We start from the raw sequence: 25,126 nt of genomic DNA on the forward strand, positions 1-25,126 counted from the left end.
TGTATGGGGAAAATCGTTCAGCTTGATGAGGCACTTTCGAATAAAATTGCAGCAGGAGAAGTTGTGGAACGCCCAGCCTCGGTTGTCAAGGAATTGCTTGAAAATGCCATCGATGCAAACAGCACCATTGTCGAAATCGAAGTAAAAGAGGCCGGGCTTGAATCGATTCGCCTTATTGATAATGGAGATGGCATTCTTCCTGAAGATGTAGAAAATGCGTTTAAGAGACATGCTACAAGTAAAATTAAAGATGAAAATGATTTATTTCGAATTCGCACGCTCGGTTTTCGTGGTGAGGCGATGCCGAGTATTGCCTCCGTTTCGCAATTTACGTTAAAAACGAGTACGGGCGATGGGGCAGGGACAAAGATTGTCTTAGAAGGTGGCGTAGTGAAGCAGCTTGAAGCGACCTCTAGCCGCAAAGGAACGGATATTACCGTTTCAGAGCTTTTTTTCAACACACCAGCTCGCCTGAAATATATGAAAACGGTTCACACGGAGCTTGGGAATATTACTGATGTTGTAAACCGTCTGGCATTGGCGCATCCTGAAGTGTCGATTCGTTTATCACATAACGAGAAAAAAATTCTGCATACAAACGGGAATGGTGATGTACGTCAAGTGCTGGCTGCCATTTATGGAATGAATATCGCTAAAAAAATGATTCCGATTGAAGCAAAGACACTCGATTATAAAGTGACAGGCTACATCGCTTTACCGGAAATTACGCGCGCTTCAAGGAATTATATTTCCACGATGATTAATGGACGTTTCATCAAAAACTATGGTTTAGTGAAGGCGATTTTAGAAGGGTATCATACGTTGCTGCCAATTGGCCGATTCCCAATTGCGCTGTTGTCGGTTGAGATGGATCCGATTTTAGTCGATGTAAATGTTCACCCTTCGAAAATGGAAGTTCGCTTAAGTAAAGAACAGGAATTATTTACGGTTGTTTCAGAGACCATTAAAGCAGCTTTTACAAGTTTATCGCTTATTCCAAGAGGCTTTACACCACAGGTGAAACAACAGCCAAAAAGTGAACAAACCATCCTTGATTTGGATCATATCGTGGAAACAAAGCACCCTGTACCTGTCATGGAAGCAAAACCAGAACCGGCGCTTATAAAAGATTTATTAGCGAAAAAAGAAGCTCCGAGTATGAACATGAATTTCGAACCAATCCAAACCTTTGTACCTGCATTTGAACGCACCGAGCCTCAAGAAGTTCGCGAAAGTACATTGGACATGTCAGAGTCTATCGAGGAGATTTTGATTGAAACAGGGGAAGAGCCGGCCTATGTTCAATCGGAGCAACCGCGCGTACCACCGATGTATCCAATCGGGCAAATGCATGGTACGTATATTTTTGCGCAAAACGATAAAGGGTTGTATATTATTGACCAACATGCCGCTCAAGAGCGGATTAAATATGAATATTTTAAAGAAAAAGTTGGTCGCGTTGAAAAAGAATTGCAAGAGATGCTCGTTCCAATCACATTAGAATTCTCAACAGACGAATATATCCGAATTAATGAATATAAACATGAACTTGAACAAGTCGGTGTCTTTCTTGAAGAATTCGGCCATAATGCCTTTATTGTTCGGTCCCATCCGCAATGGTTCCCTAAAGGCATTGAACAAGAAATTTTGGAAGAAATGATTGAGCAATTGCTTCATATGAAAAAAGTCGATATTAAAAAATTACGTGAAGAAGCGGCGATCTTAATGAGCTGTAAGGCATCGATTAAAGCGAACCGCCATTTGCGCAATGATGAGATTCAAGCCTTATTAGATGAATTACGGCATACGACCGACCCGTTTACATGCCCGCATGGTCGTCCAATTATTATTCACTATTCGTCATATGACATGGAGAAGATGTTTAAACGGGTGATGTAATTTCTAGCACTGAATAATCCTTGCTATATGAGGATTATTCAGTGCTTTTTGGTAGATTGACCACATTTCTTACTTAGAGATTTCTTTTTGAAGTGCTTTTGAAAAATTTCTCTCTTACGACTCTTATGGAGTAGGGAACGTTGCGCAAGATTGAGTATGTAGCAGGTTTTGAGGTCTATAATTTGGATGAATCTATGGAAGTCATTGACATAAAGGGAGCTCCACCGATAGCAGAATTTAAGTTGAAGCATAGAGCGGAGATTTGTGGATAGGAGATTTTATACGATTAGTGAATGGAGAGTTACTATAAAGGGTAGAAAGCCCCCTCACTTACTTAACACTAAAGAAGGTTGAATAAAAAATAAAGGTAAATGCTGTTATTATCCCCATTACGAATAATGTGTTAAATAAAATTTCCATAGACGCATTCCTCCTCAAAATATTTTGAGATATACATGGAGTCGTTATAATAGAAAATTTTGAGCAGAATTACCTGATAAGAAATGCACCTCCTATTAAAGGGAGTGTAATAGAAGTTTACTACTGATATATGAAGTGGGTATTAAGGAATTGTAAATATAGCAAAATAAATATGTACACAAAGGAGAAGCATCTCTTTCTTACATAATTCATTTACGTACCCCAATAAAACTCCCTGTTGGCAAACGACGGTCGTTACATAAATTATTCTTAATGCTGTATCATTTACCTAATCCATATATTTAGAGCTGCACGTCGGTAATAGTATGTGCAGCTCTAAATATATGGTTTTAATAGGGTGACCATATAAATTCCTTTTAAAACATGCTCAAACTATAGTTCTTTGATAACAGCTCCAATAATTTTATTCCTGCAATACTGTTTCCTTTTTCATCTAAAGCAGGTCCGAAAATTCCAATGCCAAACCTTCCTGGAACAGCGCCCATTATTCCGCCGGATACACCACTTTTTGAAGGAATCCCAATTTTGATGGCAAATTCTCCAGAAGCATTATACATTCCGCATGTGACCATAAATGTTTTACAAATACGAGCTACATCTGTAGGCATGATTTGTTTACCGCTTAGAGGATGGACTCCATCCATCGCAAACACCACTCCGATTCGGGCCAAATCCAAACAGTTCATTTCAATGGCACATTGCTTCGTATATAAATCCATTAGTTGTTCTACATCCTCATCCAGAATGTTATGCTGTTTTAAAAAATAACATAATGCTCGGTTTAAATGAGCCGTTTCGAATTCGGAACGTGCAACTTCCTCACAATAACTCATTGTTGAATCATTTGTCATTTCCTGAATAAAGGATAAAAGCCGCTGGAATCTCTCTGTAACAGTGTTCCCTTTAATCATATGGGTCACGACAAGTGCTCCCGCATTGATCATAGGATTTAACGGTTTTCCGGGAGCCATTGTTTCTAATTTAGCAATCGAATTGAAAGGGTCTCCAGTCGGCTCCATTCCAACACGTTCAAACACATAGTTCGATCCCCTGTCCATCAAAACGAGGGCCAAGCTAATCACTTTTGAGATACTTTGGAGGGTAATCCTTTTTTCGATATCTCCTGCTGAGATACATCGCCCGTCAGGATAGTGAATAGCAATGGATAAATCGTTTGGATTTGCTTTTCCAAGAGCAGGAATATAATCTGCAACCTTACCGTTTTTTGTACATGTCTTCGCCTCTGTTACTAAGGCTTTTAATTCATCATTTGATTGACATAGCATATTTATCACCATTAGTAGTATGAGCCAAATGCTTTGTTTATATTAAAGGGTCTTTCGGTGTTTTTTGATGAATGGGCTAACACTGATAAACTAGCCGTATAGGTTTTGATTAGTTAAATAGACATGACAAGAATCAGGAATAAAATGGTGATTGCTGCTCATTACAATTACAAATGTTCTAATAATATCCAGTTGGTGATGACCATTTACATAAATGAAGTGTATGAGATTCATCATTACATAACTAGAATGTGCAGCAGGTTTAATAGTAGGCATTATGGTTTAAAAACCGCCAAGCTTCTACAAATAAGTCTTTTTGCTCGTTTATTTTAAATCCCAAAAAATTAATATTGTAGGTAATTGTTGTTGATGATTCCTTTTGAAGGAGGCTATACAACAAAAAGGAAACGCTGTAGAAATTTAATTGAACAGAATTAAAGCGACTATAGTGTTAACACATAGGAGGAAGAGATTATGAAAATAAAATGGTCTTCAAAGGTTTTAGCAAGCGCATTAGTTGTCTCCCTAGCTTTTAGCACAGCTTCATTTGCAAATGCACAGAGTTCAGACAGCAAAAAAACAGAGCAAACAAATAAAGTTCAGAAAGAAAATCAGTCTTCTAAGAAAAAGGAAAAACAGCAAAAGATTGTTGTGAAATCTAAAGTTGGTAAAACAGTTGAAAAGCGTCTAACTAGTGTAGAGTCTTCCATTACAAACATTACTAAATCTATTAATTTATATTTTGGTGTTACTCAAGATACAGTAGTTGATAAAAAATTGAGCAAAAAAGCAGCATCTAAAAAGTACAATAGTTATAAAGGGAAACTAAAAGCAGACATTAATAAACTTCGTGCTATTGATAAACAGTTAGCTTCTTATAAGAAAAAATATAAGGGAAATACTACTGAGTTCGATGCATTAGCAGCAAAGTCTAAAGAACTTCAGAATTTAGCTAAGGCTGAAATCCAACGAGTAAAAGATTTAGCCGAACAGGCTTCTACTCCAAAAGCAAAAAGTGAAAAAACAAACACTACAGGTAATACAACAACTAAATAATCAGCAGTTTAATTAAGTATTACTTATTGAAGTGTATAGTTCTAAAACGTTAAAAAGCCAATATTCTTAATATTGGCTTTTTAACGTTTTAGATTAGGGTGATTGATTTCAATGGTTTTGTTATATAACGCGTTTGATTTATTTAACAGAGCGAGCTATTGAAATAATAGCAGAAAGGAGTTTGAAGGCTTTATGAAGCCCCTTTTGCTGACTTATGAGTGAGGCGTTTTTTCTATTTCTTGAATACAATAGATAAGTATTAATCAAAAAATAGTCAGAACACCCACACCTCAAGAAATACGAAGGTAAAGCCTAATGAGTAGGTAGGGATAGTTCTATGGTGGGTAGATGGTAAATGGATAGTCATAATAAGGAGATATTTGGCTCTTTGATAGCAGCAATTGGGACGATACAGTCTGCAATTGGAAGTACTCCATTGAAATTTATCAGCAGTGATTTTCTGTATGACTTAAGAGTATGGGGAAATGTTCTGCAGGCCACAGGGAACGGTTTAGAGGCGGATGGTCAAGGGACAGTTTCTTTTGAATTAATAGGGGATGAGATTCAATCAATAGGTAATTTAACGGTTATTACAGGCCTTCTTATTGATTTTCAAAAAAAAGCAGATCAGAAATTAATCATTACCGGAAATTGGTTGCAAGCATTAGGCGGACTTGTTGGATTGGTTGACGAATTTGAAGATAGCACTGAATCGGGCAGGGCACTTAATATTGTCGGAAATCTATTACAATCTATCGGAAATTCAATGCAAGCTGTAGGTGGAGTTTATTAATTAGAAAAAGTTGATAAGCGTGGAGAACTTCATCACTTGGGAGTGTGGGGCAGTTGGATTCAAGCAGTAGGATCTGTTATTGCTTTACTGGGTCAAATTAAAGAAGAAACAGAAGAAATTGAAAGAAATATAAATGAGTAGAACATGTAGATAATCTAGTTATTGTTAAGCTTGACCATTTTTTCTTCTAGGAATCTGGTAAATGTCATAAAATAATAAAAATTTGTTTTATGGGAGGGGCTAATATGGTAGAAGGTAAGGTTGTATTTATTACTGGAGCAGCAAGTGGTATTGGGAATGAAATTGGCGCAGCATTTGTAAAAAGTGGTGCGAAAGTGGTATTTACCGATTTAGATGAGAAAAAGGTACAGCAAAGTATAGCAGCGTTAGTAGATGAGGGATATGATTGTTTAGGATTAAAGTGTGATGTGACAAAGGAAACGGAATTACAGCAAGCCATTCATCAAACAATTGAGACGTATGGACAGTTGGATGTATTAATCAATAATGCTGGATTACAGCATATTGATTTAATTGAAGAATTCCCTACTGAAAAATTTGAATTGCTCGTTCAAGTGATGCTTACGGCTCCTTTTATCGCAATGAAGCACGCATTTCCCATTATGAAACAACAGAAATCAGGAAGAATTATTAATATGGCATCGATTAATGGACTTGTCGGATTTGCTGGGAAAGCAGCCTACAATAGTGCTAAGCATGGGGTAATTGGATTAACGAAAGTTGCAGCGCTAGAAGTGGCGAATTACGGTATTACTGTTAACGCTTTATGCCCTGGTTATGTGGATACACCGCTCGTTCGAAATCAGTTGACAGATTTAGCCCATAATCGCAATGTCTCATTAGAGAAAGCTATTGAAGAGGTTTTATATCCACTGATTCCTCAAAAACGGTTGCTATCAGTTCAGGAGATAGCAGATTATGCCATGTTTTTAGCAAGTGATAAGGCGAAAGGGGTTACGGGTCAAGCGGTTGTACTAGATGGAGGGTATACAGCACAATAATGATTAAGCGGAAAATGTAATCGGATTCATGGACAATAAATGAATATGAAAGAAAGCTAATTAGATAGGAAGCACCTTTTCTTTTGCAGAGAAGGTGCTTTTTAATATGTGCTATAAATCATGATTAATCTCTACGTTTATTGACTTAGAGTTGTTAATGAAATATTTTCGGAAAATTCATTTAAATGAAAATTTATATGATGAGTGTCAATTTGTGGTATGATACCATTTGTCTTAAAAATAGAGAAGTAATTGTAAGAAGGTGACAGCTTATGGGTAACTCCATAGACGTAAAAAAAGAGGAACAAACCTCTAAAGAATATCATTTGTTTTTCCTCACATGGCCTATCTTTTTAGAAATCTTTCTATTTATGCTAATGGGAATTGTCGATACGTTCATGTTGAGTGCGATATCAGATAATGCAGTGTCTGGAGTCGGTGCAGCCAATCAATATTTGCATATTGCTATTTTAATTTTAGAAGTGATTGGGAATGGGGCTGCGATTGTTGTTGCTCAGTATATCGGCTCGCGTAGAATGCTGGAAGTTGCCAAGATTTCTGCTTTAGCTATTGTGCTGAATCTACTTATTGGTTTATGTTTGAGTGCTGTATTTATTTTTTTCAGCGGCAAGATGATGCGTGCATTGCATTTGTCTGGTGACATTTTGTATTATGCGGAAAGTTACTTAACGATTGTTGGCGGAGCGATTTTCCTTCAAGCAATAATTAATTCCTTAGCCTCTATTATTCGTGTGCATGGTTTTACAAAACAAGCGATGTTTGTATCGCTTGGTATGAATATTTTTCATATTATCGGTAATTACGTACTGATATTTGGGAAATTTGGTTTTCCCGAATGGGGAGTTCAGGGAGCGGCGATTTCTTCTGTCGTGAGTCGTTTTCTTGCTATATTTGTGTTTTTCTGGCTGTTGTATCGTGTAATGGAAGTGCGTGTAAAGCTCGCTTATTATGTTTCATTGTCCTGGGAGTATATTCAAAAAATCTTGAAAATCGGTGTACCTTCTGCCTTTGAACAAATTATGTATCAGAGCTGTCAAGTTGTGTTTTTATATTATGTAACGTATTTAGGAGCTAGTTCCTTAGCGGCTAGACAGTATGCGATGAACATATCGATGTTTATCTATTTATTTGCTTTAGCTATTGGCATGGGAACGGCGATTATTGTCGGTCATTTAGTTGGTGGAAATCGGCAAAATGAAGCGTACATTAGAGTATGGAAAAGTGCAAAATGGGCAAGTGGGGTAACTCTTGTCATGGTAGTCATCGTCATTGTGTTTCGTGAACAATTTATGCGTTTATTTTCAGACGATCCTGAGATTATTCGTATGGGAGCGAGTGTTTTAATTCTCAGCATTTTGTTAGAAACAGGACGGACTCTTAATATTGTCATTATTAATTCGCTAAGAGCAGCTGGAGATGCAAAATATCCTGTATATATTGGTTTAATCTCAATGGTCGGCATGAGTCTGCCATTAGGGTATTTTCTTGTGTTTCAGTTGAATCTTGGATTAGTAGGAATTTGGCTAGCAATTGCAGCGGATGAATGGACGCGGGCTATTATTATGTCTTTTCGCTGGAAGAGCCGCGCTTGGGAAAAGCATGCTCTTGTAAAGCCTGAAAGTTCGGAAGCGGCATAAAGATGTAGAAAGTGATGACTCAAGAGGTGTATTCCTTTTGAGTCATTTTTATTGTGCGGAAAAATAAAAATGGAAAACACTTGAAATTTTTTATGTATCTATTGTACAATAAATCTATAATATACCAACCGGTTAGTTAGTTAATGAAAGCGGATTCAAATAGAATAGGAGGGAAAATGGATGAGTCATAAAATCATCGATACAAAGCCAGTACGAAAGGGCGAAGAATTAAACGCTCATGTACTGGAAACCTTCTTGAGAAAACATCTAGATAAACTGCCGGATGAAACTTTAATAATTGAACAGTTTGGAACAGGACTATCGAATCTTACATACTGTTTAAAAATAGGAGAGTGGGAAGCGGTTTTACGTCGACCGCCTAAAGGTCCAGTCGCTCCGAAGGCCCATGATATGGGGAGAGAATTTCGGATTTTATCTGAAATTCATCCGATTTATTCATTAGCTCCAAAACCTTACCTTTTTTCTGTAGATGATTCAATTGTCGGCAGCCCATTTTTTATTATGGAACGAAAAAAAGGCATTGTACTCGATTCGCAATTTCCGTCGCATATTCAACCTACTCCCAAACTACGTCAATCGCTATCTAAGATGATGGTAGATCAACTAGTTACCCTTCACAATATTGATTACACAACAACACATCTTATTGAAATTAGCCGACCTAATGGGTTTATGGAACGACAAGTACATGGCTGGATTGCTCGATATGAACGAGCTAAAACTCATGATATTAAAGGAGTTGAACAGCTTCAAAAATGGCTTGTTAAAGAAATTCCAACCCCTTCTACTGCTACGATTATCCATTACGATTATAAATTTAATAATGTGATGTTTTCCGAAGATTTAACTTCAATGATTGGTTTATTTGATTGGGAAATGTCCACAGTTGGTGATCCTTTAGCGGATCTTGGTGCAGCGATGAGCTATTGGACACAGGCAGATGATCCGGATTTATTAATTCAAGGATTGGGAAAAACCCCGATTACGGTTCAAGATGGTTTTCTCACTCGTCATGAATTTATCGAATTATATGCGAAGAAGAGTGGACGAGATGTAAGCAATATTCATTTTTACTTAACATTTGCGTATTTCAAATTAGCTGTCATTTGTCAGCAGATTTTTTATCGCTACTATAAAGGACAAACGAATGATCCGAGATTTGAGCATCTTCATCGAACTGTGAACAGTATTATTCAACATGCCATTAATATTTCTACTGAAGAATAAGGGGGTGCACGTTTGACAAAAATTCACTTATTAATGAAAAAAGAAGAAATTGATTATGCGAAAATGGCTGACAACAAAATTGCTGTTGTATTTGATGTGCTGCTAGCTACTTCAACGATTACATCAGCCCTCTATCATGGAGCAAAAGAAGTGATTCCGGTATTAAATGCGGAACAGGCGCTATTTGAAGCGAATAAACGAAAAGATGATAGCTGCATTTTAGCAGGGGAATATAAAGGGAAAGTGATTGACGGTTTTCTAGGTCCACATCCTCTGCAGCTACAATCGTCGCTTTTTCAAAAGTCGCTGATCCTATCAACAACAAATGGAACCGTTGCCATTCGAAAAAGTTCATCAGCAAAAAAGGTGTACATTTGTTCTTTGCTAAACGGGCAAGCTGTCGCCAATAGACTTGCTGCTGCATTACATGATGAAACAATTATTGTCGTCTGCTCTGGCTCATCAAATGAATTTTGTTTAGAAGATTTTTATGGAGCGGGTTATTTTCTATATGAGCTCCTTCAACAAAAACAAATGAAGTGGGAGCTTTCCGATGCTGCACAGGCTGCCTTAGCTTTTTATACACATTCACCGAAGAATGGGAGCTCATTGTTGAATCAATCTCGAGTAGGAAAACTGTTGAAACAATACGGGCTGCAAGATGAAATAAATTTTGTGGCAAGCGAGGGGATAATCCCTACTGTTCCAGTTCTTACCAATAATTTTAGAGTCATCGCAGAAGAACAACATATTGTGAAGTAAGCCTATCTCTTGATAAAAATAAAAAATAGGAGCTGATCATATGTATTTACGTTTATCAGATGAACAAAAGATGGTTCAAAAGACGATTCGAAAATTTGTTGAAAAGGAGCTTATTCCATTAGAAAATGATGTACTTCGAAATGAAAGAGAAGGTAAACCTTCCTTAGCTCCTGAGAAATTAAAAGAGCTTCAATTAAAGGCGAAGGAAGCTGGTTTTTGGGGAATTAATACACCTGAGGAATATGGCGGGGCGAATCTTGGACAAATGATGATGGCGCTTGTTTATATGGAAGTATCGAAAACGTTTGTTCCTTTCACATTTGGAGGTTCGGCGGATAATATTTTATATTATGCCAACGCAGAACAAAAGAAAAAGTATTTACTTCCAACGATTAATGGAGAGAAAAAATCATGCTTTGCGATGACAGAACCAGATGCAGGATCCGATACAAGAGGGATTAAGATGACGGCTGTTAAAGATGGAAATGAGTGGGTATTGAACGGAGAAAAAACGTTTATCACAGGTGGGAATGAAGCAGATTTTGTTATGGTTATTGCGATTACAGATAAAGAAAAACACGCGAAAACAGGACGCGATGGAGTAACCTGTTTTATTGTAGATCGCGATATGGGCTGGAAATCGGAATATATTCATACGATGGGGGACTGGGGACCTGCTGGTTTAGTATTTGATAATGTACGAGTACCTGAAGAGAATATTTTAGGTGAATTGCATGGCGGCTACAAATTAGGTTTAGAATGGATTGGTTTTGCTCGCTGGATTGTAGGGGCCCGTGCGGTTGGAACAGCAGAAAGACTGTTACAAATGGCTATTGATTATTCACAAGAAAGATATACATTCGGTAAACCAATTGCTGATCGACAAGCAATTCAATGGAAAATTGCTGATTCGGCAGTTGAGATTGAAGCGGCTAAGTGGTTAGTTTTAAATGCGGCGTTTACGTTGGATCAAGGAGAGGATAATCGTCATTTAGCTTCGATGGCCAAGTTATATGGGGCGAATATGGGGAATCGAGTCGTAGACCGCGTACTGCAAATTCATGGAGGCATGGGGTATACAAAGGAATTGCCAATTGAACGTTGGTACCGTGAAGCAAGATTGTGGAGAATATATGACGGAACAGATGAAATTCAACGTCTTGTTATTTCAAGAAATTTATTAAAAGGTCATGTAAAAGTAGGTCAGTACGTCTAAAACAAAGGGGGAGAGTTCAGATGAGTAAACGATTTGAAGGGAAAGTCGCTTTTATTACAGGAGGCAGCAGGGGAATTGGGAAAGCCGTGCTTGAGCAATTTGCTGAAGAAGGAGCAATTGTAGCTGTCATTGATGTGAATGAAGAGGCGTTAATGTCCACTGCAAATGAGTTTAAAGAAAAAGGCTATACGATTTATGCGAAGGTTGCGAATGTCGTAGATTCAGAGCAAGTGAAAGCGGCTGTCAAAGAAGTATATGACTTGTATGGTTCGGTTGATATTTTAGTGAATAATGCGGGTGTTATTCGCGACAATCTATTATTTAAAATGACTGATTCTGATTGGCAAACCGTTATGGATGTTCATTTAAAAGGCGCATTTAATGCGACTCAAGCTGTTCAAGAGTATATGGTTCAAAATAAATATGGCCGAATTATTAATATCTCTTCTACTTCTGCACTTGGTAACCGTGGACAAGCAAACTATGCAACGGCAAAAGCGGGTTTACAAGGATTTACGAAAACGTTAGCAATCGAATTAGGTAAATTCGGGATTACAGCTAATGCTGTTGCACCTGGTTTCATTGAGTCAGATATGACAAAAGAAACCGCAAGCCGGATTGGTATTTCCTTTGATGAACTCGTTTCAGCAAGTGTGGCTAATATTCCGGTTGGTCGAAGTGGCCGACCAGCTGATATTGCTAACGCTGTCGCTTTCTTTGCAGATGAAAAATCCTCTTTTGTGAATGGCCAAGTGATTTATGTAGCTGGGGGACCAAAAACATAAGGGAGGGATGTATATGTTTCAATCATTTATTGGTGCACGCTCGGATAAAGTGAAAAATCGGGTTGAAAGAGGAGCGGTAAAGAAATTTGCTGCTGCGATTGGAGACCCTCATCCTATTTATATAGATGAGGAAACAGGAAGAAAATCTCGGTACAAACAAAATATTGCCCCGCCCACTTTTTCACGAGTATTCGACTATGGAACGATTGATGGATTGAACCTTCCAGCAAAAGGATTAATTCATGGTGAACAAACATATACGTTCAAACGCCCGTTATTAGTAGAGGAAGAAGTATATTGCTATACAGAGATTACGGATTATTATGAGAAATCTGGGAAAAACGGAAAAATGGGATTTTTAGTGTTACACAATACCGGTGAAGACCGTAATGGTGAATTTCTCTTTAAAGCTAAGCAAGTGGTTATTATTACAGAAACGGTTCGGAAGGAGATTTCTGTATGACGTTACTTCAACAATTAGAAGTCGGGGAAACGTTAGCCGATATCCAATTGGAGCCTGTATCACGGTTAGATTTAATTAAATATGCAGGAGCTTCTGGAGATTACAATCCGATTCATACGATTGATGAAGAAGCGAAAGCGACGGGGTTACCAGGGATCATTGCTCACGGTATGTGGACAATGGGGAACTTATCCAAGTTATTCACCTCATATTATGAGGAAGGATGTATTGAAACCTTCTCGATTCGATTTAAAGGTATGGTATTTCTACATGATGTGATTCGCTTACAGGCTACGTTAGCTGAAAAATCACCACAAGCATTGCGTTTTCAAGTTAGAGCTGTCAATCAACATGGAGAGAATGTGATAGCGGGAGAAGTGATGTATGCTCTTTATGAATTATAAACGGATACAAAAGTGATGGTTCTCTAACAAAGAACCATCACAGTTACATAATAGATTATAGACAGATAGATAAGCATAAGACTAGTCAATCGAAATAAAACATGAACTAACATACTGACTAGTTAGTATTAATTAAAAATCATAAAAGGGTGTGTTTATGATGAATTTCGCATATTCAGATAAGGTAAAGCAATACGAACAAAAACTATTGCGTTTTATGGACGATTATGTGTATCCCAATGAACGATTATATAAGGAACAATTAGATCCGCATAATCGTTTTGCTAAAACGCCCCCGATTATGGAAGAGCTAAAACAAAAAGCGAAAGGTCAAGGCTTATGGAATTTATTTTTACCTGACAGTGAATATGGGGCAGGGTTAACGAATTTGGAATATGCCCCTCTTTGTGAAATAATGGGGCGCTCTAGCATTGGGCCTGAAGTGTTCAACTGTGCGGCCCCTGATACAGGAAATATGGAAGTGCTCGTCCGCTATGGGACAGAAGAACAGAAGCAACAATGGCTCCATCCCTTACTAAATGGGGAAATTCGTTCTTGTTTTTCGATGACAGAGCCTGATGTCGCTTCTTCAGATGCGACGAATATTCGCACGAGTATTGTTCGTGAGGGTGATGAATATGTCATTAACGGAACAAAATGGTGGTCATCAGGTGCAGGAGATTCGCGCTGCAAAATCGCGATTGTTATGGGGAAAAGTGATACGAAAGCGAATAAATATGAGCAGCAGTCAATGATCCTTGTACCTTTAGATACAGAAGGAGTAACGATTAAACGAATGTTACCTGTTTTCGGTTATGATCATGCTCCACATGGTCATGCAGAAATCGAGTATAAAAATGTAAGGGTGCCTGCCTCCAATATGATTTGGGGTGAGGGGAAAGGATTTGCCATTGCTCAAGGTCGATTAGGACCTGGCCGGATTCATCATTGTATGCGAACAATTGGTGCCGCGGAAAGAGCGTTAGAAGAACTATGTGAACGAGTAGAAAATCGACAAGCTTTCGGTAAGAAACTAGCTGAGCAAGGTGTTATTCAAGAGTGGATTGCCGAATCCAGGATTGAAATTGAACAAGCGAGACTTCTTACATTAAAAGCGGCTTATATGATGGATACAGTTGGAAATAAAGAGGCCAAAGCAGAAATTGCAATGATTAAAGTCGTCGCTCCCAATATGGCTTTAAAGGTAATTGATCGTGCAATTCAAGCACTAGGTGGTGCTGGTGTAAGTGATGATTTCACTTTAGCAGCAAGCTACGCCAATATTCGCACATTACGATTAGCAGATGGTCCAGATGAAGTTCATCGTAGAGCGATAGCCAAATATGAACTGCAAAAATACCGTTAAATAAAGGAGGAACGAAAGATGCATGTAAAAGAATTGTTTGATTTAACAGGACAAGTAGCAGTCGTAACTGGTGGTGGTCGCGGACTCGGAAAGCAAATAGCAGAAGGTTTTGCTGAGGCAGGAGCAAATGTTGTTGTTTGTTCGCGAAAAGAAGCTGCCTGTATGGAAGTAAGTGAACAATTAAAAAAAATGGGAGTAGAATCACTGGCGTTGAAATGTGATATTACGAATCCTGAAGACATTGAAAATCTTGTTGCAAAAACGCTTGAGAAGTTTGGACGAATTGACATTTTAGTCAATAATAGCGGAGCAACGTGGGGAGCTCCCGTGGAAGAAATGCCGCTTTCTGCTTGGCAAAAAGTAATGAACACAAATGTTACCGGAACATTCTTAGTGTCACAAGCTGTTGGAAAAGTGATGTTAGAGCAACAATATGGAAAGATTATTAATATCGCTTCTGTAGCCGGATTAAAAGGAAGCAATCCAAAGTTGATGGATACGATTGGTTATAATTCTAGTAAAGGTGCCGTCATTACATTTACGAAAGATTTAGCAGTGAAATGGGGACCTCGTGGGATTTATGTAAATGCTATTGCACCAGGATTTTTTCCAACGCAAATGTCTAAAGTAACGATGGAAAAGGGCTCCGAACAATTTTTAGAAGGAACACCACTTCGAAAATTTGGTACAGAAAATGATTTAAAAGGAGCCGCTGTATTTCTAGCTTCTAAAGCTTCTGATTTTATTACTGGTGAAATTCTTGTCGTAGATGGCGGTACAAATGCTACCTAAAAGGAGGAGGGAAAAAATGAAGAGAGATGCGGTTATTGTATCAGCTGTCCGTACAGCTATTGGTCGTCAAGGGGGGGCACTTGCAACGGTTTCAGCCCATGTTTTTGGGGCAGAGGTACTGAAAGAAGCGATTAAACGAGCGAATATTACTCCAGATATGATTGATGATGTCATTTTGGGAAATGTATTGAGCGGTGGAGGGAATATTGCACGACTAACGGCTTTGCAAGCTGGGCTTTCGCTTGAACTACCAGGTATTACAGTTGATCGCCAGTGTGGTTCCGGTCTTAATGCCATCAATTTGGCAGCGCAAGCGATTCGCGCAGGAGATGGAGATATTTATATCGCTGGTGGTACAGAAAGCATGAGTCAAGCTCCATACTTGATGAATCGACCAACAAAGGCTTATAGTGCTGCTCCGCCTGCTTTTCGTAAATCACAGCTTTCACCGAAAGAGATAGGAGATCCGCCTATGGGCATTACAGCTGAAAATCTTGTGAAGAAATACGAGATTACGAGAGAAGAACAAGACGCCTTTTCTCTTCGTAGTCAGCAACGAATGGCAGCGGCTATGCAGGAAGGACGCTTTGATGAGCAAATTGTGGCCATTGAGATTCCGAATAGGAAGGGAGAGCTGACTATTTTTAATCGTGATGAACATCCAAGACCGCAAACGACACTAGAGGCTTTAGCAAAACTTCCTCCCGCTTTTCTTGAAGGTGGTTCGGTCACAGCCGGAAGTAGTTCAGGTTTAAATGATGCGGCTTCAGCACTTGTTATCATGTCTCGAGAAAAAGCTGAACAGTTGGGTCTTAACCCGCTTGCAACGATTCGTGAATATGCTGTAGCAGGCGTGGATCCGAATATTATGGGAATTGGTCCTGTTCCGGCTACACAAAAGGTACTTGAAAAATCAAAATTAGCACTAGATGATATCGATTTAATCGAAATTAATGAGGCGTTTGCAGCGCAAGTTATTGCCTGCGATCGAGAGCTTCAGATGAACCCGGAGAAAGTCAATGTCAATGGAGGAGCGATTGCTCACGGTCATCCACTAGGAGCAACAGGAGCTATTCTAGCAACTAAGGCTATCTATGAATTAAGGAGAAGCCGAGGAAAATATGCATTAATTACAGCATGTATTGGCGGCGGTCAGGGCATTGCGACGATTATTGAAAGAGAATAGCATGAGTTCGTACGTTATTTAGTAGAAAGTAGAGCCTTATATTTGTATGTTATAATGGTAAAAAATTCTGCTAAATGAGAGGACAAATTCGTATGAAAGATAAAATACTTCAGACAAGCCTCACTCTTTTTGATCAAAAAGGATATCGAGAAACTTCTATTCAAGATATCGTTGATTCACTCAGTGTAACGAAAGGCACATTCTATTATTATTATTCTAGCAAAGAAGAATTATTAAAAGCTATTTGCTTAGCTTATATTGAAAATCTGGTGCAGCATCAAGAAGAAATCATTCATCATCCAACGAAAACAAATACAGAGAAATTACATGATATTATCTATATGCTTCTCGACCGAATTGAAAGGGAACGAAATGAAGCACGAATCTTTTTTCGAGAAATGAGAAATATCAAAGAAGAGCATATAGAAGAAATCAAACAAATACGCAATCAGTTTCGTCTGAATTATCAAAAAGTTTTAGAGGATGGCATCAAAAATGGAGAATTTAAAGCGAATGCACATCCAAATGTACTCGCTCTAGGTATTTTAGGAATTACAAATTGGAGTTATTATTGGTATAGTTCCGAAGGTGAAATGTCTGTTGAGGAATTGACTAGGCTATATTTAGATTTCATTTTACATGGCATTAAATCGTGAATATCGATTCGTTTAGTAAAGAGGTGAGATTTTCGTGAATCAACATATCATTGATATTCATATTCGCATGTCCGAGACGAATGCTTCTGGACATGTGAGTAATACGAGTTATTATATTTACCTAGATGATGCAAGGTCACAGTTTTTTCATGCGGTAGGTTTTGGCAGTAAAGAACAGAATATGAGCTTTGTTTTAGCCTCTTGTTATTGTGATTTTTTACAAGAGGTATTCTTTGGTCAAACATTACAGGTTGAGACAACTGTCAGTAAAATTGGGACGAAAAGCTATACACTGCAACATCAAATGATTGATCGAGCGACCCGAAGTCTCGTTGCGAAGGCACAATCAGTTGTTGTCTGTTTTAATCATCAAAATAAACAATCTGTAGCCATACCCGATGCGTTATATGAGGGACTTAAACGATATGAATCCAATAACTAGTTTATTAATCCGAGCACGTAACAATATGGAATAGACTATATAGAGATTCTTTTTTTAGATTTGCTGCATCATTTCATGAAAAGGGAGCGATGAAGATGCTTACTAATCATTACAAATTTTGGCCAAGAATTCCGACCTCATTAACTCTGCCACAAACTTCTCTGTACGATAACCTCTCTGTTACTACTAAAAGATATCCAGATAAAACGGCGTTAATTTTTTATGGAACCACCATAACCTATAAAACATTGCATGATGAAGTAATTGCTCTAGCGGGTTTTTTGCAACAAGCATTTGAAGTGCAAAAGGGTGAGAAAGTATTGCTATTTATGCAAAATTCTCCTCAGTTTATTGCTGCGTACTATGCTATTAATCGTGCAGATGCCGTTGTTGTTCCGATTAACCCTATGTTAACGGCTTCAGAGCTTGAATTTTATATAAAAGATTGTGAGATTCAAACGGCCATCATCGGTCAAGAACTCTATGATCAAGTAGCTCCTTTATTACAATCTACAACATTAAACAATCTTGTTATTGCAGCTTATTCAGATTATCTTACGGCTAACGAAGTGATTCATTTGCCAAAAGAAGTAGCAGAGCCGCGAAAAAGTTTTGAGGGAAATCAGCATGTTTGCTGGCAGAATGCCATTGCAGCTAATTATGTACCAACTGCTCATACAGTAGATGCGAATAGTTTAGCGGTAATCCCTTATACGTCTGGCACCACAGGTTTGCCAAAAGGGTGTATGCATCCGAATAAAACGGTTCAAGCCAATATTCTCGGTTCATTTCATTTTTCCAGACCAACACCCAATACAATTCATTTAATGACGCTTCCTCTCTTTCACGTCACAGGAATGGTTCAAAGTATGCATACGCCTATTTATACGGGAAGTACGATTGTCATTATGACAAGATGGGATCGTGAGCATGCGCTTGAATTCATTCGATTGTATAAATGTACGCATTGGGTGACGATTAGTACGATGTTAGTCGATTTTTTATCGAATCCAAATTTGAGGGCCGAAGATGTAGCTTCTTTCCTCTCCATTTCAGGCGGCGGTGCAACTTTACCAGAAGCGATAGGTCAAAAATTGTTGGAGTTAACGGGTATTCGATTTGTAGAAGGGTATGGACTATCTGAAACGATTGCCCAGACACATGTTAATCCGCCAGATCGACCAAAGCTCCAATGTTTAGGTGTGCCAACTTTCGATGTGGATTCAAGAATTATCGATCCTGCGACGGGGAAAGAGCTTGGTGCAAATGAAGTAGGAGAAATCGTTACACATGGACCACAAATTATGACTGGCTATTATAACCGTGAAGAAGAAAATAAACACGCTTTTATTGAGCTGGATGGCAAGTCCTTTTTTAGAACAGGGGATATCGGTCGTTATGATGAGGAAGGGTACTTTTTCATTGTTGATCGTGTAAAACGAATGATTAATGCGTCCGGCTATAAAGTATGGCCGACCGAAATTGAATCGTTTCTTTATAAACATCCAGCTGTTAAACAAGCATGTGTTGTCGGTGTCCCAGATGCAAGAAGAGGAGAAACGGTGAAGGCTTTCGTCATTTTACAAGATGAATATGTTGGTAGAATTAGTGAGGGTGAAATTAAACAATGGGCAAAAGAGCATATGGCTGCGTATAAATATCCTCGAATTATTGAGTTCAAGCAAAGTTTTCCGACTACAAGCAGCGGCAAAATTCTTTGGAGAAAGCTTCAAGAAGATGAGTTGTCCAAATTAGAAAACGCCTAATGAGATGATGGGTGGAAAAGGAGGAGAACAAGTGGATATTCTTATACAACAGTTATTTAATGGGCTAACCATTGGAAGCGTTTACAGTTTGGTCGCATTAGGCTTAACGTTAGTATATGGTATTTTGCACATTCCTAATTTTGCACATGGGGCCTTATATATGATGGGCGGGTATATGACCTTTACGATGATGACGAAGTTCGGCTTTCATTATTGGCTAGCGATTCTCATTGCTGTTGTGGCTGTAGGTCTGCTTGGTGTGTTAATGGAGCGGTTTGTGTTTCATCCATTAAGAAACGCTCCTCCATTACATGATAAAATCGCTGCGATTGGAATCCTCTTGTTTCTTGAATCATTTGCTCAATTAGTGTGGGGTGGAGATTATTTAACAATGCCTACACCATATAACCAAGTGGTTTCGATTTTCGGTTTAACCTTTACAATGCAACGGCTATTAATTATCGTCGCTGCGATTGTCATTATGATTGCTCTAAATTGGTTCTTAAAAAAGACGTTTACAGGAGCAACGATTATCGCGATGTCTCAAAATCGAGAAGGAGCCAACTTAGTTGGGATTAATACGACAAAAGTAGCGATGCTGACATTTCTCATCTCAGGTGGACTGGCAGCGATTGCTTCTTCACTTGCGTCACCGATTAATCTTGTTTTTCCAGGTATGGGCCACTTAGTAATCCTAAAGGCTTTTGTAATTATCATTTTGGGCGGGATGGGCAGTATTCCTGGAGCCATTCTAGGCGGTTATATTTTAGGATTTAGCGAAAGCTTAGGTGCAACCTATATTTCGAATGATTATAAAGATATTATTGCCTTCATACTTCTCGTGCTGATTTTAACAATCAAACCAACGGGATTATTTGTTAAGGGGGGACATACATGACTTCAATCTTCAACAAAAGAAACAGTATCATTTTCTTTGTCCTTCTTTCTCTTATCTTTCCAACTGTTGTTCCAAACGACTATTTTCTATATTTAATGACAACGGCTTTTATATGGGTTATTGCCGTATCTGGTTTAAATATACTTGCTGGCTATACAGGCTATTTATCGTTAGCACATGCTGGTTTCTTTGCTATTGGAGCTTATTCTTTAGGTCTGCTGACCGTTAAGGCTGAAATGAATTATTGGATCGCCTTTGTTTTAACATTAGGGATTACTTCGCTAATCGGATTATTGGTTGGCTTAATTGCTTTACGAACAAAGGAACACTTTTTCGCTATTTACACATTATGTGTCGGTTATATTATTTATTTGGTCATTGATAAGTGGGAAGGGCTAACAGGGGGAGTTCGTGGCTTAATTGGCATCCCTACACCAGCGAATATAGGACCGATTGCTTTTGATAGTGTACATTCCCAATATTATTTAGTGTTGTTTTTCATGCTTCTTTCTCTGTTGATTATTTATCGAATTGTTCATTCTTTAACGGGAAGAACATTTATTGCTATTCGAAATAGTGAGCAGTTAGCGACAACCATTGGGGTTTCAACGATGAAAAATAAATTGCTTGCGTTTGTATTGTCTACTTTTTTTGCAGGGATGTCTGGGGCCCTGTATGCCTCAGTGATTCGGTTTATTGGTCCGGAAATTGCTTATACGTCTGTAATGTTTGATTTGCTTATGTATCTTTTAGTAGGTGGGATTGGTACCATTTCAGGACCGGTTGTTGGGGCGATTGTCATTGTTTGGGTTTCACAACAGCTACAATTTTTACAAGAATATCGCATGCTTATATTCGGTCCTCTTTTAACGCTCATTATTATTTTTTATCCACGAGGCATTGTGGGAGCTTTCATCAGTCTAAAGACTAGAGCGCAAGCAAAAAAGAGGAAAGTTCCCATCGTTAATGAGTCATTGACACCAACGAAAAAACAAATAAAGGAGGGATGAGCCATGTATTTAGAAACAAAACAGTTAACGAAGAGATTTGGTGGGTTAGTAGCGGTGAATAATGTTGGTTTTTCGATTGAAAAAGGGAAAATTAATGCGATTATTGGTCCGAATGGAGCGGGGAAATCGACTTTTTTTAACTTGATTAGTGGTTTTCATCCTCCGACATCTGGACAAGTAATATTTAAGGGGACTGATATTACGACACTGCCAGCTAATCAAATTGCTAAGTTAGGGATATCACGAACGTTTCAAACAACGAATCTTTTTGAACAAGCAACCGTTTTAGATAACGTTATGGTTGGTCATCGTTTACGAACAGAGTCGAATTTGTTCGATGCCATTTTTAGAACAAAGCGCTTGAAGCGTGAAGAGAAGCAATGCAGAGAAAAAGCGATGGAAGTGCTCACCTTTGTTGGGTTACAAAATATTACACATAAAATGATTACCAATATCTCGCAAGAAGAGAAAAAAAGAGTGGCCTTTGCTTTAGCTCTCGCAACAGACCCGGAAATTATCTTTCTGGATGAACCGGCAGCGGGAGTGAATCCAGATGAAACAGAAGGACTAGCCCAGTTAATGCAGAAGATGGTCGATTATGGTTTAACTGTTTGTCTGATTGAACATAAAATGCAAATGGTGATGAAATTAGCTCAGAAGATTATGGTATTGAATTATGGTGAAAAAATCGCAGAAGGAACGCCAGATGAGATTAAAAATAATGAAGCGGTCATCAAAGCGTATCTAGGAGGGAGTGCGATTGCTTAGACTACAAGATGTTTCGATTAAATATGGCGAATTCACAGCGATTTCAAATGTGAATATCGAGGTGAAGTCCGGTGAGATTGTTGTTTTATTAGGAGCGAATGGAGCCGGAAAAAGTACGTCATTTCGGGCGATAAGCGGCTTAAGTAAACCAAATCAAGGAGATATTCTTTTTCAAGGCTGTTCTATCCTGAAACTTTCTGCTGATAAAATTGTACAAGCTGGTATCGTTCAATGCTCGGAAGGAAGAAATTTATTTTCTGCGATGAGTGTGCAAGAAAACTTGCAAATGGGTGCCTATATTCATCGGAGAAAAAAACAGCAAATTAAACAGTCGCTGGAACATGTATATGAATTATTTCCGATCCTTCATGAAAAGCGCCATGACGCAGCGGGATCATTAAGTGGTGGCCAGCAACAAATGCTCGCAATTGGACGTGCATTAATGTCTAAACCAAAGCTAATGATGCTGGATGAACCTTCTGTTGGATTAGCGCCGCTTATTGTTGAGCAAATGTTTGCTGTCATTCAGCAAATCAATCAAGAAGGCATGACGATTTTACTTGCGGAACAAAATGCGAATGCGGCTTTAAAAATTGCTTCGAAAGGTTATGTATTTGAAAGCGGTTCGATTGTAACAGAGGGAACGCGAGAACAGCTGCTTGCGAATGATCGTATACGTAAAGCTTACATCGGTGCTTAATAAGGTGGAGTTTCTATCAGTAGGGAATGTTTATCTCTGTTAGTCCGCAATCAACTAATCGTTATGGAGGGAGAAGCTTATGAAACGATTTAAAGGTTTGTTTTTACTCAGTGTAATCGTTATGTTAGTATTTGTAACGGCGTGCAGTGACTCAACAACAGGTGGTTCATCTGAAAAAGACGGCGAAAAAGGGGTCGTCAATATTGGGTATAGTGGTCCGCTTAGTGGGGCTGCCGCTTTTTATGGAGAACGAACATTAAATGGTTTAAAAATGGCTGCTGAAGAAATTAACGATGAAGGCGGATTTGAAGTGAATGGGAAGACATATACGATTAATCTTGTGCCATTAGATGATAAATATCTCCCTAATGAAACGGCCTCCAATGCAAAGCGATTAGTTCAAGAGCATAAGACACCGATTATTTTCACACCACATAGCGGCGGAGTATTAGCTCTGCAAGTATTTAATGAAGTCGATAACTTTATTATTGGTGCTTATACATCTGAACCAAGTGTAACAGAAGAGGGCAACAAATTAACGGTACAAATTCCCCCTAAATATGATGGATATGTAGAGCCGTTTACAAACTATGCGATGGAGCGATTTGGTAAAAAAATCGCGGCATTGCCAACTAGTTCACAGTACGGAAAAGATTGGACAGAAACTTTATTACCTTATTGGAAGAAACAAGGTGGAGAGGTTGTCTATGAGTCTTCGATTAACTTTGCGAAAGATACAGATTTCTTTACAGTGATTACGAATGCGCTGAAGAAGAAACCAGATGTTCTTTTTATCGGTGGTGCGTCTGAGCCAACGGCCAAAGTAGCTAAACAAGCACGAGAACTTGGCTTTAAAGGTGGATTCATCGTCATGGATCAAGCAAAACTAGATGAAATGAAAAAAATAACGGGTTCCTATGAAGTACTAGAAGGTGCAGTAGGCGTATTACCTCTTATTTATTCAAAAGCACCAGGGGTTCCGAGTTTTAAAGAAAAATATAATGCTAAATATAAAGAAAATCCAGGATCAGAAGCAGGTATTCATTATATAGGTTTACATGCATTTGTTGAAGCAATGAAAGCAGCAGGAACTGTAGATGATCCGAAAAAAATATATGAACATGTCCAAGATGGATTGGATGCCATTCCAGAAGAAAGAAAAACATATCTTGTTCCGAAGATTACAGAAGAAGGTTCATTTGATTATGAATTACACTTTGGTGTCGTTGAAGATGGAGAAATCAAGGAGATGGAAGTTGAATAAAGGCTAAAAAAGCAAGAGATGTAAAAGTAATGAGGTTCCATTACTTTTACATCTCTTTTTTGATTTCCGATTACTGATACTGCTCCAGCATGGAGAAGAATTTTTTGACAAACTCATAAAATACTTTTTCGGTTGGTGCTAGTTCTCTATGTTTAGAAGTAATGATTCCAACGGTTCGTTTTACTCGCGGTGTATCAATTTTTATTTTTACTGTAGAGGGAGGAGTTGTATTATAAAGCGTTCCATCAGGTAAAAGGCTAACGCCAATGCCGGCTGAAACGAGTCCTTTTATCGCATCCATATCCTCTCCCTCCGCTGTAATATGCGGTATGAAGCCTGCTTGTTCACATGCATTAAAGGCAATCTGGTGAAGAACATAACCTTTTGGGAATAATACGAAGTCATCATTTCGTAAATCGCTAAGTGCTAGGCTTTCTCTTTCAGCTAAAGGATGGCTAGAAGGAACTAAAGCGGAAATACCCTCTGAGAATAAAATATGAGTTTCCAAATCGAGTTCGTTTGTTGGGACAGGGCCAAGAAGTGCTAAACCGATATCACCATTTTTAACAGCCTCAATTAAAAAGGCATAGGAACCTTGTCGTAGATGGTAAGAAACGTTTGGCTGATTCGATTTGAAAGCGGAAATAACCGTTGGCAGCAAGTGATTAGCAAGGCTTGTCGGATAGCCGATTTTAATGGTCCCGCTTTCTGGAGATAAGTATTCGTCAATTTTTTCTTTGGCATAATCAATTGCTTTAATCGCTGATTTCGCATGCGTTAAAAAAATCTTTCCGATTTCTGTTAATTTAATATTTCTTCCCACTCGTTCAAACAATGTTACACCGAGTTCTGCTTCGAGCTTCGTAATCTGAAGACTGATGGCTGATTGAGCTACATGCAGATGTTCTGCAGCAGATGTGACATGCTCTCGTTCAGCAACTTCTATAAAATAACGTAATTGTCGTAGTTCCATATTATTTTCCTCACTTTTCCTTTATATCTATATAAGATATAAACAATCTCATTAGTGGATCGTTTATATCAATATCGCATTCTAAAATGGATAAAGAGGGATAAAAACCCTTTATTCCAACTAATTAGAGTATGAAAACGATAGAATATATACATATTTTTGCTAATTCATTCACAAAATAGATGGTTTCTATCTAAATGATATATTGTTTATATCGTTTTGAAAACTTAAAATATTAATTAAGATCAGAAAATGAAACGGGGGAGATAAAT

Annotated in this window: 24 protein-coding genes and 1 pseudogene; 23 read left to right on the forward strand and 2 right to left on the reverse strand. The window is 38.4% G+C overall.

Going from position 1 to position 25,126, the window contains the following annotated elements; all coding sequences use genetic code 11:
* Positions 1–3: 3 nt before the first annotated feature.
* Together mutL and ACE199_RS02625 are read left to right on the forward strand one after the other, a co-directional pair.
* Positions 4–1,899: a DNA mismatch repair endonuclease MutL gene (mutL, locus tag ACE199_RS02620; protein ID WP_375348442.1), complete on the forward strand. Its 1,896-nt coding sequence runs from the start codon at positions 4–6 to the stop codon at positions 1,897–1,899.
* Positions 1,900–2,039: 140 nt separating this feature from the next.
* Complete coding sequence (locus tag ACE199_RS02625) at positions 2,040–2,171, forward strand: DUF1064 domain-containing protein (RefSeq protein ID WP_375348443.1); 132 nt, start codon at positions 2,040–2,042, stop codon at positions 2,169–2,171.
* Between the two features lie 525 nt (positions 2,172–2,696).
* Here ACE199_RS02625 and glsA read toward each other — a convergent pair.
* Positions 2,697–3,626 carry a glutaminase A gene (glsA, locus tag ACE199_RS02630; RefSeq protein WP_127759851.1) on the reverse strand — a complete coding sequence of 310 codons (930 nt, stop codon included), beginning with the start codon at positions 3,624–3,626 and terminating at the stop codon, positions 2,697–2,699.
* 474 nt (positions 3,627–4,100) lie between these two features.
* Between glsA and ACE199_RS02635 the strand changes: the two genes are divergently transcribed.
* The 21 genes and pseudogenes from ACE199_RS02635 to ACE199_RS02735 all read left to right on the forward strand — a co-directional run bounded on the left by ACE199_RS02635 (position 4,101) and on the right by ACE199_RS02735 (position 23,881).
* Positions 4,101–4,682, forward strand: coding sequence for a hypothetical protein (locus ACE199_RS02635; RefSeq protein WP_375348444.1), 582 nt, complete (start codon positions 4,101–4,103; stop codon positions 4,680–4,682).
* A gap of 355 nt (positions 4,683–5,037) precedes the next feature.
* Positions 5,038–5,616: pseudogene (locus ACE199_RS02640) on the forward strand (DUF6944 family repetitive protein).
* Positions 5,617–5,720: 104 nt separating this feature from the next.
* A complete protein-coding gene (locus tag ACE199_RS02645; protein ID WP_375348445.1) occupies positions 5,721–6,497 on the forward strand; it encodes a 3-hydroxybutyrate dehydrogenase in 777 nt (258 codons plus the stop codon).
* 272 nt (positions 6,498–6,769) lie between these two features.
* Positions 6,770–8,155 (forward strand): MATE family efflux transporter, encoded by a 1,386-nt coding sequence (locus ACE199_RS02650; RefSeq protein ID WP_375348446.1) that lies wholly within the window; start codon positions 6,770–6,772, stop codon positions 8,153–8,155.
* Between the two features lie 180 nt (positions 8,156–8,335).
* Positions 8,336–9,403 (forward strand): phosphotransferase family protein, encoded by a 1,068-nt coding sequence (locus tag ACE199_RS02655; RefSeq protein ID WP_375348448.1) that lies wholly within the window; start codon positions 8,336–8,338, stop codon positions 9,401–9,403.
* A 12-nt stretch (positions 9,404–9,415) separates the two neighbouring features.
* Complete coding sequence (locus ACE199_RS02660) at positions 9,416–10,165, forward strand: 2-phosphosulfolactate phosphatase (RefSeq protein WP_375348449.1); 750 nt, start codon at positions 9,416–9,418, stop codon at positions 10,163–10,165.
* Positions 10,166–10,205: 40 nt separating this feature from the next.
* Positions 10,206–11,381, forward strand: coding sequence for an acyl-CoA dehydrogenase family protein (locus ACE199_RS02665; protein WP_375348450.1), 1,176 nt, complete (start codon positions 10,206–10,208; stop codon positions 11,379–11,381).
* A gap of 20 nt (positions 11,382–11,401) precedes the next feature.
* A complete protein-coding gene (gene fabG / locus ACE199_RS02670) occupies positions 11,402–12,166 on the forward strand; it encodes a 3-oxoacyl-ACP reductase FabG (protein ID WP_127759858.1) in 765 nt (254 codons plus the stop codon).
* Positions 12,167–12,179: 13 nt separating this feature from the next.
* A complete protein-coding gene (locus ACE199_RS02675) occupies positions 12,180–12,629 on the forward strand; it encodes a MaoC family dehydratase N-terminal domain-containing protein (protein WP_375348451.1) in 450 nt (149 codons plus the stop codon).
* A complete protein-coding gene (locus ACE199_RS02680; protein WP_375348452.1) occupies positions 12,626–13,033 on the forward strand; it encodes a MaoC/PaaZ C-terminal domain-containing protein in 408 nt (135 codons plus the stop codon). Before ACE199_RS02675 ends, ACE199_RS02680 begins: the two co-directional genes overlap by 4 nt.
* A 160-nt stretch (positions 13,034–13,193) precedes the next feature.
* A complete protein-coding gene (locus ACE199_RS02685; protein WP_375348612.1) occupies positions 13,194–14,399 on the forward strand; it encodes an acyl-CoA dehydrogenase in 1,206 nt (401 codons plus the stop codon).
* Positions 14,400–14,417: 18 nt separating this feature from the next.
* The gene (locus ACE199_RS02690; protein ID WP_375348453.1) at positions 14,418–15,191 is read left to right on the forward strand and encodes an SDR family oxidoreductase; all 774 of its coding nucleotides are present in this window, start codon (positions 14,418–14,420) and stop codon (positions 15,189–15,191) included.
* A 16-nt stretch (positions 15,192–15,207) separates the two neighbouring features.
* Positions 15,208–16,377, forward strand: a complete 1,170-nt coding sequence (locus ACE199_RS02695; RefSeq protein WP_375348454.1) for a thiolase family protein — start codon at positions 15,208–15,210, stop codon at positions 16,375–16,377.
* Positions 16,378–16,469: 92 nt separating this feature from the next.
* Positions 16,470–17,033, forward strand: coding sequence for a TetR/AcrR family transcriptional regulator (locus ACE199_RS02700; RefSeq protein WP_375348455.1), 564 nt, complete (start codon positions 16,470–16,472; stop codon positions 17,031–17,033).
* 34 nt (positions 17,034–17,067) lie between these two features.
* A complete protein-coding gene (locus tag ACE199_RS02705) occupies positions 17,068–17,475 on the forward strand; it encodes an acyl-CoA thioesterase (RefSeq protein ID WP_375348456.1) in 408 nt (135 codons plus the stop codon).
* Positions 17,476–17,570: 95 nt separating this feature from the next.
* On the forward strand, positions 17,571–19,241 hold the full coding sequence (locus ACE199_RS02710; protein WP_375348457.1) for a long-chain fatty acid--CoA ligase: 1,671 nt from the start codon (positions 17,571–17,573) through the stop codon (positions 19,239–19,241).
* 31 nt (positions 19,242–19,272) lie between these two features.
* Positions 19,273–20,139, forward strand: a complete 867-nt coding sequence (locus ACE199_RS02715) for a branched-chain amino acid ABC transporter permease (protein WP_375348458.1) — start codon at positions 19,273–19,275, stop codon at positions 20,137–20,139.
* Complete coding sequence (locus ACE199_RS02720; protein ID WP_375348459.1) at positions 20,136–21,149, forward strand: branched-chain amino acid ABC transporter permease; 1,014 nt, start codon at positions 20,136–20,138, stop codon at positions 21,147–21,149. The genes ACE199_RS02715 and ACE199_RS02720 overlap by 4 nt, the downstream gene beginning before the upstream one ends.
* A gap of 3 nt (positions 21,150–21,152) precedes the next feature.
* Positions 21,153–21,917, forward strand: a complete 765-nt coding sequence (locus ACE199_RS02725; protein ID WP_375348461.1) for an ABC transporter ATP-binding protein — start codon at positions 21,153–21,155, stop codon at positions 21,915–21,917.
* Complete coding sequence (locus ACE199_RS02730) at positions 21,910–22,617, forward strand: ABC transporter ATP-binding protein (RefSeq protein ID WP_375348462.1); 708 nt, start codon at positions 21,910–21,912, stop codon at positions 22,615–22,617. Before ACE199_RS02725 ends, ACE199_RS02730 begins: the two co-directional genes overlap by 8 nt.
* A 79-nt stretch (positions 22,618–22,696) precedes the next feature.
* Complete coding sequence (locus ACE199_RS02735; RefSeq protein ID WP_375348463.1) at positions 22,697–23,881, forward strand: ABC transporter substrate-binding protein; 1,185 nt, start codon at positions 22,697–22,699, stop codon at positions 23,879–23,881.
* Between the two features lie 70 nt (positions 23,882–23,951).
* Here ACE199_RS02735 and gltC read toward each other — a convergent pair whose 3' ends face one another.
* Positions 23,952–24,854, reverse strand: coding sequence for a glutamate biosynthesis transcriptional regulator GltC (gene gltC / locus ACE199_RS02740; protein WP_375348464.1), 903 nt, complete (start codon positions 24,852–24,854; stop codon positions 23,952–23,954).
* Between the last annotated feature and the right edge of the window lie 272 nt (positions 24,855–25,126).

Origin of the sequence: Peribacillus sp. Hz7, assembly GCF_042136355.1 — a bacterium.
GTDB lineage: Bacteria > Bacillota > Bacilli > Bacillales > DSM-1321 > Peribacillus > Peribacillus asahii_A.